Origin of the sequence: Hydrogenophaga sp. (assembly GCF_041633695.1) — a bacterium.
In the GTDB taxonomy this organism is placed as follows: domain Bacteria; phylum Pseudomonadota; class Gammaproteobacteria; order Burkholderiales; family Burkholderiaceae_C; genus Hydrogenophaga.
In genome coordinates, this window is record NZ_JBFJMY010000182.1 from 1 (window position 1) to 7,770 (window position 7,770).

The following is a 7,770-nucleotide window of genomic DNA, read 5'->3' on the forward strand; positions in this document are numbered from 1 at the left end:
GCAGCCAGCGCGCCAACTCCAGATAGAGCGGCACGCCCAGCACGATGTTGAACGGAAAGCTCACCCCCAGTGCGGCGGTGATCGACAAGGCCGCGTTGGCCTCGGGCACGGCCATGCGCATGGCCGTGGGCGCGGCGATGTAACTGGCGCTGGCCGCCAGCGTGGCCATGATGGCCACGCCGCCGGTGGACAGCCCCAGCAACACGCCGGTAAGCGCCCCTGCGACCGCCAGCACCGGCGGCGCCAGCAAGGCAAAGCCCACGATGCGCAAACCATGGTGGCGCAGTTCGCCAATGCGTCCGCCCGCCACCAAGCCCAGCTCGAGCAGGAACAGGGCCAGCACACCTTTGAACGGCGTGATGAAAACCGCAGCGATCGGGGCGGTGCCGACTTCACCCATCACCGTGCCAATGACCAGGCCACCCGCCAGCAACAGCACCGACTTGCCCAAAAACACATCGTGCGCCAGTGCGGCCCAATTGGTTTGGCGGCGCACACCGTCTGGCGACGCGCCCATGCGCGCCAGCAGAATGCCGGCCACGATACCCGGTGCCTCCATGAGGGCCACCCACAGCGCCGCGTGGGGCTCGGCCGCCACACCGTGTTGCACCAGGTAGGCACTGGCCACGGCGAAAGTGACCACGCTGACCGAGCCGTAGTGCGCCGCCATGGCGGCCGCGTCGCTGCGGTTCAAGCCCAGCAGGCGCAGCACCGGTGTCGCGACAAATGGGATGACAAAACCCAGCGCCATGCAGGCCAGCATCTGGGGCAAGAGATCGAGCATGGGTTGTTTGCTCAGTTCGATGCCACCCTTGAGTCCGATCGCCAGCAACAGGTAAATGGACAGGGTTTCGTACAAAGCCTCGGGCAGGCGCAGATCGCTTTTGACCAGCCGCGCCAGCACACCCAACAGAAAGAACAGCACCACCACATCCAACATAGGTTTTTTACTCTGCTCGGTCGGTAGGAAGGGGTTGCCGGTGTTTGCGCGGGCGTCCGCTCAACAAACGGTCGAACCAGGAATTGGGCAGCAGACGCAGCAGCTTGGCCACCACGCCCATTTGCCAGGGAATGACGCGGTAGCTGGTCTGGGCACGGATGGCCGCAAAGGCGCGGTCGGCAAAAACGTCAGCGCTGAGCAAAAAGGGCATGGCGTAACGGTTCTGCTGCGTCAGCGGCGTGGCCACATAACCCGGCAGCAGGGTGACCACCTTGACCCCGCTGTCGCGCAACTCGCCGCGCAGGCTCTCGCAATACGCCACCACCGCGGCCTTGCTGGCGCAGTAAGCACCGTGGCCGGGCAGCCCCCGGATGGCAGCCACGCTGGCGACGCCGACCAGCGTACCGCTGCCACGCGCGCGCATGGCGGCCACAAACGGGTGGAAGGTGGCGGCCAGTCCGGTGTTGTTGGTGGCAAAGGTCTGCGCCATGACGTCGACATCGCCGCGCTCGGCGCTGTCCATGCCGATGCTGATGCCGGCGTTCGCAACCACCACCTCGGGCAAGCCCTGTTCGGCCATGCAGGCCTGGGCGGCGGACACGATGCTGTCGGTTTGCGACACGTCGGCACCGTAGACGCGGCAACGCTGCCGGTCCAGGCCTTGCGCGTCCACCCAGTGCTGCAGCTCGACGGTTCGCCGGGCCACCAGCGCCAGCCGATAACCCGCCTGTGCATAACGCGCGGCCAGGGCTTGGCCGATGCCGCTGGAGGCACCGGTGATGAAGACCAGGGGGGCGGCGGGCACAGGGTTTTGCATGGTGTGAATGAACTGTGCCGCCGTCAACGCGGCGCAAAACGGGCTTTGACGCGCCCTTTGAAAACGGCCACCTGATCGGCTTCGTTGTAGTCGAGCGTATCGCCGCTGATCTGATCGTTCTGGCGCAACAGGGTCACCGGACGTTCCGATCGCAGGCTTTGGGGGTCCAGCGCGATCTGCAGCTGCTCGCCACGAAATTCCAGGCGCTGCGAGACCGTGCCGTCCGGCGCCGTACCGGCTTCGCGGATCACGCGCACATCGCCGTCGAGCAAAAATTCGGTCTGGTCGGCGTTGCCGGTGACGTGTTGCGCCACCGCGGTGGTGAGCCGGCCCTGCACATCAAAAGACCGCACGCGCGCGTTGTCGATCTCGGTTTTGTCGGTGTCGGGGTGGTGGCGCACTTCGGCACCAAACACCTCGGATTTGAGCTTGCCCGCGGCATCGAACACCTTGACCGAGAAGCGCCGCATGAAGTAGTCGGGCGCGTGGGTCGCGGCTTGCTCGGGCTCGGGCTCCAGCGCCTCGGGCGTGGCACGCAGCAGCCAATAAGACGCCAAGGCCAGCAGCGCCATCAAAGCCACCGGCAAATAAATGGAGAGCCGGTCCAGCACCCGGCTCCATCTGCGGCGGCTCGGCTTGCGGCCCGGCGGCAGGGGTGCGTTGAGCGGCGCGCTGGCACTCACTGCGCGGCGTCCTGCAGCTCGCGCCCGTAGGCACCGCTGGCCACCAGCAACAGGTCGCACAGCTCACGCACCGCGCCCGCACCGGGCAGGCGCAGCGGCACGTGGTGGGCGATGGCCAGCACCTCGGCGTGGGCGGTGGACGGCGCACAGGCCAAAGCGGCACGGCGCATCATGGGCAAGTCGGGCCAGTCGTCGCCCATGGCCGCCGCCGCCGACCAATCCAAGCCGAGTTCGGCCAGGATGGCCTCGGCCGCCGGACGTTTGTCTTCGGTACCCAGGCGCACCCGGGTCACCCCGAGCGCCGCCAGGCGCTGGCGCAAGGCCGCCGAATCGCGCCCAGAGATCACTGCGGGCGTGATGCCGGCGCGCTGCAGCAGCTTGATGCCGTGCCCATCCAGCGTGTGGAAGCGCTTCATGGACTCGCCTGCTTCGCTGAAATACAGCCCACCATCGGTGAGCACACCATCCACATCGAAAAACACCACGCGCACGGCTTGCGCACGCAGCAGCAGCTCGGGCGCGAAGTTCAAGGTGGGACTCAACGGAGGCAACTGGGTGGACATGGAGCGATGCTAACCGGGGAGCACAAAAGCCACGAGCGGGGCCAGCGAGACGCAGTGCGCCACGAAACCGGCTTGGCCAGGTCGCCAGCGCCGCCCCTTGGGGGGTGACCCGCGCAGCGTGGCGCAGGGGGACTCATATCACCTTCGCCCGCATCAAGTCGTTGCTGTTGAGCGCGCCGCACAGGCGGCCCTGTTCGTCCACCACCAGCACGCTGGTGATGCGGTTGGTCTCCATCAGATCGGCGGCGACCACGGCCAAGGCTTCCGCACGCACGGTGCGCGGATTGGCGTGCATCACCTCCAGCGCCGACAGGTTGCGCAAGTCCACGCTGCTGCCGGAGTTCTCGATCAGGCGGCGCAGATCGCCATCGGTGAAGATGCCCAGCACCCGGTCGTCAGCATCGACGATGGCGCTCATGCCCAGGCCTTTGTCGCTGATCTCGCGCATCAATTCCATCAGCGAAGCTTGCCTGGACACGCGCGGCGCTTGCGCGCCGCTGCGCATCACGTCGCCCACGTGGGTGAGCAGCTTGCGTCCGAGCGCTCCGCCGGGATGGGAGCGCGCAAAATCGTCGGCCTTGAAGCCCCGGGCGTCGAGCAGGGCCACCGCCAAGGCGTCGCCCAGCGCGAGCTGGGCCGTGGTGCTGGCGGTCGGCGCCAGGTTGTGCGGACAGGCCTCTTTGGCCACCGAGGCGTCGAGCGCGATATCGGCGTGGCGGCCCAGGGTGGAATCGAGCCGGCCGGTGATGGCCACCAGCGGCACGCCCATGCGTTTGATCACCGGCAGGATGGCGAGCAGTTCGTCGCTCTCGCCGCTGTTGCTGATGCCCAGCACCACGTCGGCGGCGGTGATCATGCCCAGATCGCCGTGGCTGGCTTCGGCGGGATGCACGAAAAAAGCCGGCGTACCGGTGGAGGCCAGGGTGGCGGCAAGCTTGCGACCGATGTGGCCGCTCTTGCCCATGCCCATCACCACCACGCGCCCCGGGCGCTCCAGGATCAGGGCGACGGTGGCCGCGAATGTGCTGCCCACACGCTCTGCCATGGCACGCACCGCCTGTGCTTCGATCTGCAACGTGTCGCGCGCCAGGGCGATGGCCCGGTCGGGGTCGAAGGTCGGTGGCAAGGTCATCGGGGCATTATCGCCGTTGTATTGGACGCGCGCCGCCGCGCGGCGGGGATGCGCCCGTTAACATCAGAGCCATGAATTCTCTGGACATCGCCCTTCTGTACCTGCTGGCCGCTGTGCTGGGGGTGGTGGCCTGCCGCATGCTGCGGCTGCCGCCCATGCTGGGCTATCTGGGTGTGGGCGTGCTGATCGGGCCGAACGCGCTGGCGCTGGCGCAGGACTCGGGCGGTATCCGCTACCTGGCCGAGTTCGGTGTGGTGTTTCTGATGTTCGTGATCGGCCTGGAGTTCAGCCTGCCCAAACTGCGTTCCATGCGCCGGCACGTGTTTGGCCTGGGGCTCTCGCAGGTGATGTTCACCTTGGTGCTCACCACGCTGGCGTCGCTGGGCCTGACCTACCTGCTGCCGACATGGTGGAACATCTCCTGGCAGACCGCGCTGGCCCTGGGCGGTGTGATGGCGATGAGCAGCACCGCCATCGTGATCAAACTGGTGGCCGAGCGCCTGGAGCTGGAGTCGGAACACGGCAAACGCGTGCTCGGCATCCTGCTGTTCCAGGATCTGGCCGTGGTGCCCTTGCTGGTGTTGATCCCGGCCCTGGGCTCCAAACCCGAAGAGCTGCTGATGGCACTGGGCGTGGCGACGCTCAAGGCGGTGGTCCTGCTCGGCCTGCTGCTGACAGGTGGACAAAAGCTGATGCGCTGGTGGCTCACCCTGGTGGCGCGGCGCAAGAGCGAAGAGCTGTTCATGCTCAACCTGTTGCTGATCACGCTGGGCTTGGCGTGGATGACCGAGCACGCGGGCCTGTCGTTGGCGCTGGGCGCTTTTGTGGCCGGCATGCTGATTTCCGAAACCGAGTTCAAGCACCAGGTGGAGACCGACATCCGCCCGTTCCACGATGTGCTGCTGGGCCTGTTCTTCATCACCATCGGCATGATGCTGGACTGGCGCTTGGTGCTGGAGCGCTGGCCCCTGGTGGTGCTCTTGCTCACGCTCTCGCTGGTGTTCAAGCTGGTCGTGATCACCGGACTGACCCGCGCCTTTGGCGCCCCGGCGGGCGTGGCGCTGCGCGTGGGCCTGTACCTGGCGCAAGCCGGTGAATTCGGCCTGGTGCTGCTGACGCTGGCTGGCCAGTACAACCTGGTGCCGCCGCAGCTGTTCAACCCCATCCTGGCGTCCATGGTGCTGTCCATGATGGCCACGCCTTTCATCATCCTGTACACCAACAGCATCGTCACCCGCCTGGTGGGCAGCGACTGGCTGATGCAATCGGTGCAGATGACAGCCATCGCCAAAAAGGCCATCAACGCCGACCAGCATGTGATCATCTGCGGCTATGGCCGCTGCGGCCAGAACCTGGCCCGCTTGCTGGAGGCCGAGGCCATTCCCTACATGGCGCTGGACCTCGATCCCGACCGGGTGCGCCAGGCCGCCGCCGCCGGGCATTCGGTCGTGTTTGGCGACGCGGCACGCCTGCAGGCCCTGATGGCCGCAGGTCTGCACCGGGCCAGCGCCGTGGTCATCACCTACCTGGACACCGCCAGCGCACTCAAGGTGCTGCACCACACGCACGAACAGGCGGTCAACGTACCGGTGGTGGTGCGCACGGTGGACGATGCGGACCTGGAGAAACTGCGCAAAGCCGGCGCCACCGAGGTGGTACCCGAAGCCATCGAAGCCAGCCTGATGCTGGCCAGCCACGCGCTGGCGCTGGTGGGTGTACCGATGCGGCGCGTGATCCGGGTGGTGCAAGACCAGCGCGACGCGCGCTACAACCTGCTGCGCGGCTATTTCCATGGTGCGGACGACGGCAGCGTGGACGAAATGGAGCAAGAAAGGCTGCACACCGTGACCCTGCCACTGGGCTGCCGCACCGTGGGCAAAGCCCTGGGCACGCTGCTGCTCGGCGCCCAGGGTGTGCGTCTGGTCAGCCTGCGCCGGGCCAGTGGCCAGCCCACACCGTTCGACGACGCCACCGTGCTGCACGGCGGCGACACCCTGGTGCTCAGCGGCAAGGCACCGGCCTTGTCGGTGGCCGAAGACCGATTGCTGAGCCATTGACGCGGCCCTGCCGAACAACCCCCGCACCACGAGCACCCCATGGACACCACCAGCTACCTGAAATCCCACATCCGCACCGTGCCCGACTGGCCAGCGCCCGGCGTCCAGTTCCGCGACATCACGCCACTGCTGCAAGACCCCAAGGTGTTCCGGGTGCTGATCGACTGTTTCGTGCACCGGTACATGGAACCCGCGCTGCGCCCCACCGTGGTGGCCGGGCTGGATGCCCGCGGTTTCATCATCGGTTCGGTGTTGGCTTACGAGCTGGGCCTGGGCTTTGTGCCGATCCGCAAGAAGGGCAAGCTGCCCTTCACGACGGTGGCCGAAACCTACGAGCTGGAGTACGGCAGCGCCACGGTCGAGCTGCACACCGACGCGGTGAAAGCCGGCGATCGCGTGGTGCTGATCGACGATCTGATCGCCACCGGCGGCACCATGATGGCCGGACGCCGGTTGCTGGAAAAGCTGGGCGCAGAGGTGATGGAGGGCGCCGCCATCGTGGACCTGCCCGAGCTGGGCGGTTCGCAGCGCCTGCGCGAATCGGGCCTGCCGCTGTTCACCTTGCTCGATTTCAGCGGCCACTGAAGCGTGGCCGCACGCCCGTCTACAGCTTGCCGTACTGGGTGGCGCTGAGAGCGGCAAAGTCGCTGTGCGACTCCGGTGCCGGCAAGGGCTCGCCGGTTTCCGAAAGCGCGGCCCGCGACGCAGCCACCGGGGCCGCGCGCTTCAAAGCCCGCCGGAACGCTTCCAGCTCGTCGGCGGCCACCGCCTGCAAGCGGGAACGGGGTGACGGCTCAGCGCCTGACGTGGTTCCATCCGCGCTCCCGGCACTTTGACTGGCCACTTTGGCGCGCGTTTGCGCCGCCACCGCCGCCTTCAAGGCCATGCCCCGCTGGTCGCTCACCGCCTGGCGGCGCCAGTACACCGAGCGCACCTCCATGTCGTGGCGCAGACGCGCACTCTCCTGCACCCAGCTCTCGATTTCCAGCAGGTACTCGTCGGGCATCACATGGGCGGGCAAGGCCAGATCGACCAGCACCAGAAAGCTGTCGCCCGACGCGTCCAGCGTCAGCACCTTGAATTCGTAGCTGGTGGAGAGCACGCCGCCCCGGATCAGGGACTCGCGCACCACCGAAAACAGCTGTTCACGCCGCAAGATACGGCGCCCACGGCGCGGCGAAATGAGCGGCAAAGTGGTCAGCCCTGAGGCCGGACGCAAACGGGGCTTGCCGCGCTTGCGCGCCGACACAGGTTTACGGGATTGCAGCCAACTGATCAAAGACATAAGGTGAATGGCCCACACCGGCGGGCGGTAAAAGTTCAAGTTAAGAGGCGATACGGCCGCGCTTCGGGCTTCAGGTCACCGCCACCCGCCGCGGACGGTTGTAGAGGCGGCGCGCCAGCACCGAGGACATGGCCACCGTCACATCCAGTGCGATGACCGGGTGGCGCACCGACAGCTCGCGAAAGCGCAACGGCGTCAGACACCAGAGTTTGCTGGCGCTGCCCGCGTGCACGGTGGCACTGCGCGGCAACTGGCTGAAAAAGGAACCTTCACCCAGCAAGGAACCCGGTCCC

At 66.9% G+C, this 7,770-nt stretch carries 8 protein-coding genes and 1 pseudogene; 2 read left to right on the forward strand and 7 right to left on the reverse strand.

The window, feature by feature from the left end; all coding sequences use genetic code 11:
* The 5 genes from ABYB95_RS12475 to ABYB95_RS12495 form a co-directional block, all read right to left on the reverse strand.
* Positions 1-940 (reverse strand): sodium-dependent bicarbonate transport family permease (locus tag ABYB95_RS12475; RefSeq protein WP_372658880.1); only part of this gene is annotated, 940 nt, incomplete at its 3' end.
* 7 nt (positions 941-947) lie between these two features.
* A complete protein-coding gene (locus ABYB95_RS12480) occupies positions 948-1,757 on the reverse strand; it encodes an SDR family oxidoreductase (RefSeq protein ID WP_372658881.1) in 810 nt (269 codons plus the stop codon).
* Positions 1,758-1,780: 23 nt separating this feature from the next.
* Positions 1,781-2,440 carry an LPS export ABC transporter periplasmic protein LptC gene (gene lptC, locus ABYB95_RS12485; RefSeq protein WP_372658882.1) on the reverse strand — a complete coding sequence of 220 codons (660 nt, stop codon included), beginning with the start codon at positions 2,438-2,440 and terminating at the stop codon, positions 1,781-1,783.
* Positions 2,437-3,003: a KdsC family phosphatase gene (locus tag ABYB95_RS12490; protein ID WP_372658883.1), complete on the reverse strand. Its 567-nt coding sequence runs from the start codon at positions 3,001-3,003 to the stop codon at positions 2,437-2,439. The genes lptC and ABYB95_RS12490 overlap by 4 nt, the downstream gene beginning before the upstream one ends.
* A gap of 133 nt (positions 3,004-3,136) precedes the next feature.
* Entirely contained in the window at positions 3,137-4,135 is a 999-nt protein-coding gene (locus ABYB95_RS12495; protein WP_372658884.1) for an SIS domain-containing protein, read from the reverse strand.
* 71 nt (positions 4,136-4,206) lie between these two features.
* On the opposite strand from ABYB95_RS12495, the gene ABYB95_RS12500 reads away from it, so the two are divergent.
* A complete protein-coding gene (locus ABYB95_RS12500) occupies positions 4,207-6,192 on the forward strand; it encodes a cation:proton antiporter (RefSeq protein WP_372658885.1) in 1,986 nt (661 codons plus the stop codon).
* A 39-nt stretch (positions 6,193-6,231) separates the two neighbouring features.
* Positions 6,232-6,777 (forward strand): adenine phosphoribosyltransferase, encoded by a 546-nt coding sequence (locus ABYB95_RS12505; protein ID WP_372658886.1) that lies wholly within the window; start codon positions 6,232-6,234, stop codon positions 6,775-6,777.
* A 19-nt stretch (positions 6,778-6,796) separates the two neighbouring features.
* Here ABYB95_RS12505 and ABYB95_RS12510 read toward each other — a convergent pair whose 3' ends face one another.
* Together ABYB95_RS12510 and ABYB95_RS12515 are read right to left on the reverse strand one after the other, a co-directional pair.
* Positions 6,797-7,384 (reverse strand): hypothetical protein, encoded by a 588-nt coding sequence (locus ABYB95_RS12510; protein ID WP_372658887.1) that lies wholly within the window; start codon positions 7,382-7,384, stop codon positions 6,797-6,799.
* Positions 7,385-7,547: 163 nt separating this feature from the next.
* Positions 7,548-7,770, reverse strand: a pseudogene (locus tag ABYB95_RS12515) (cyclic nucleotide-binding domain-containing protein); the annotation flags it as partial.

Excerpts from the sequence above, each read along its gene's own strand:
- ABYB95_RS12495 (WP_372658884.1), bottom strand. The coding sequence starts at position 4,135 with ATGACCTTGCCACCGACCTTCGACCCCGACCGGGCCATCGCCCTGGCG.
- ABYB95_RS12490 (WP_372658883.1), bottom strand. The coding sequence starts at position 3,003 with ATGTCCACCCAGTTGCCTCCGTTGAGTCCCACCTTGAACTTCGCGCCC.
- ABYB95_RS12500 (WP_372658885.1), top strand. The coding sequence starts at position 4,207 with ATGAATTCTCTGGACATCGCCCTTCTGTACCTGCTGGCCGCTGTGCTG.
- ABYB95_RS12505 (WP_372658886.1), top strand. The coding sequence starts at position 6,232 with ATGGACACCACCAGCTACCTGAAATCCCACATCCGCACCGTGCCCGAC.
- ABYB95_RS12480 (WP_372658881.1), bottom strand. The coding sequence starts at position 1,757 with ATGCAAAACCCTGTGCCCGCCGCCCCCCTGGTCTTCATCACCGGTGCC.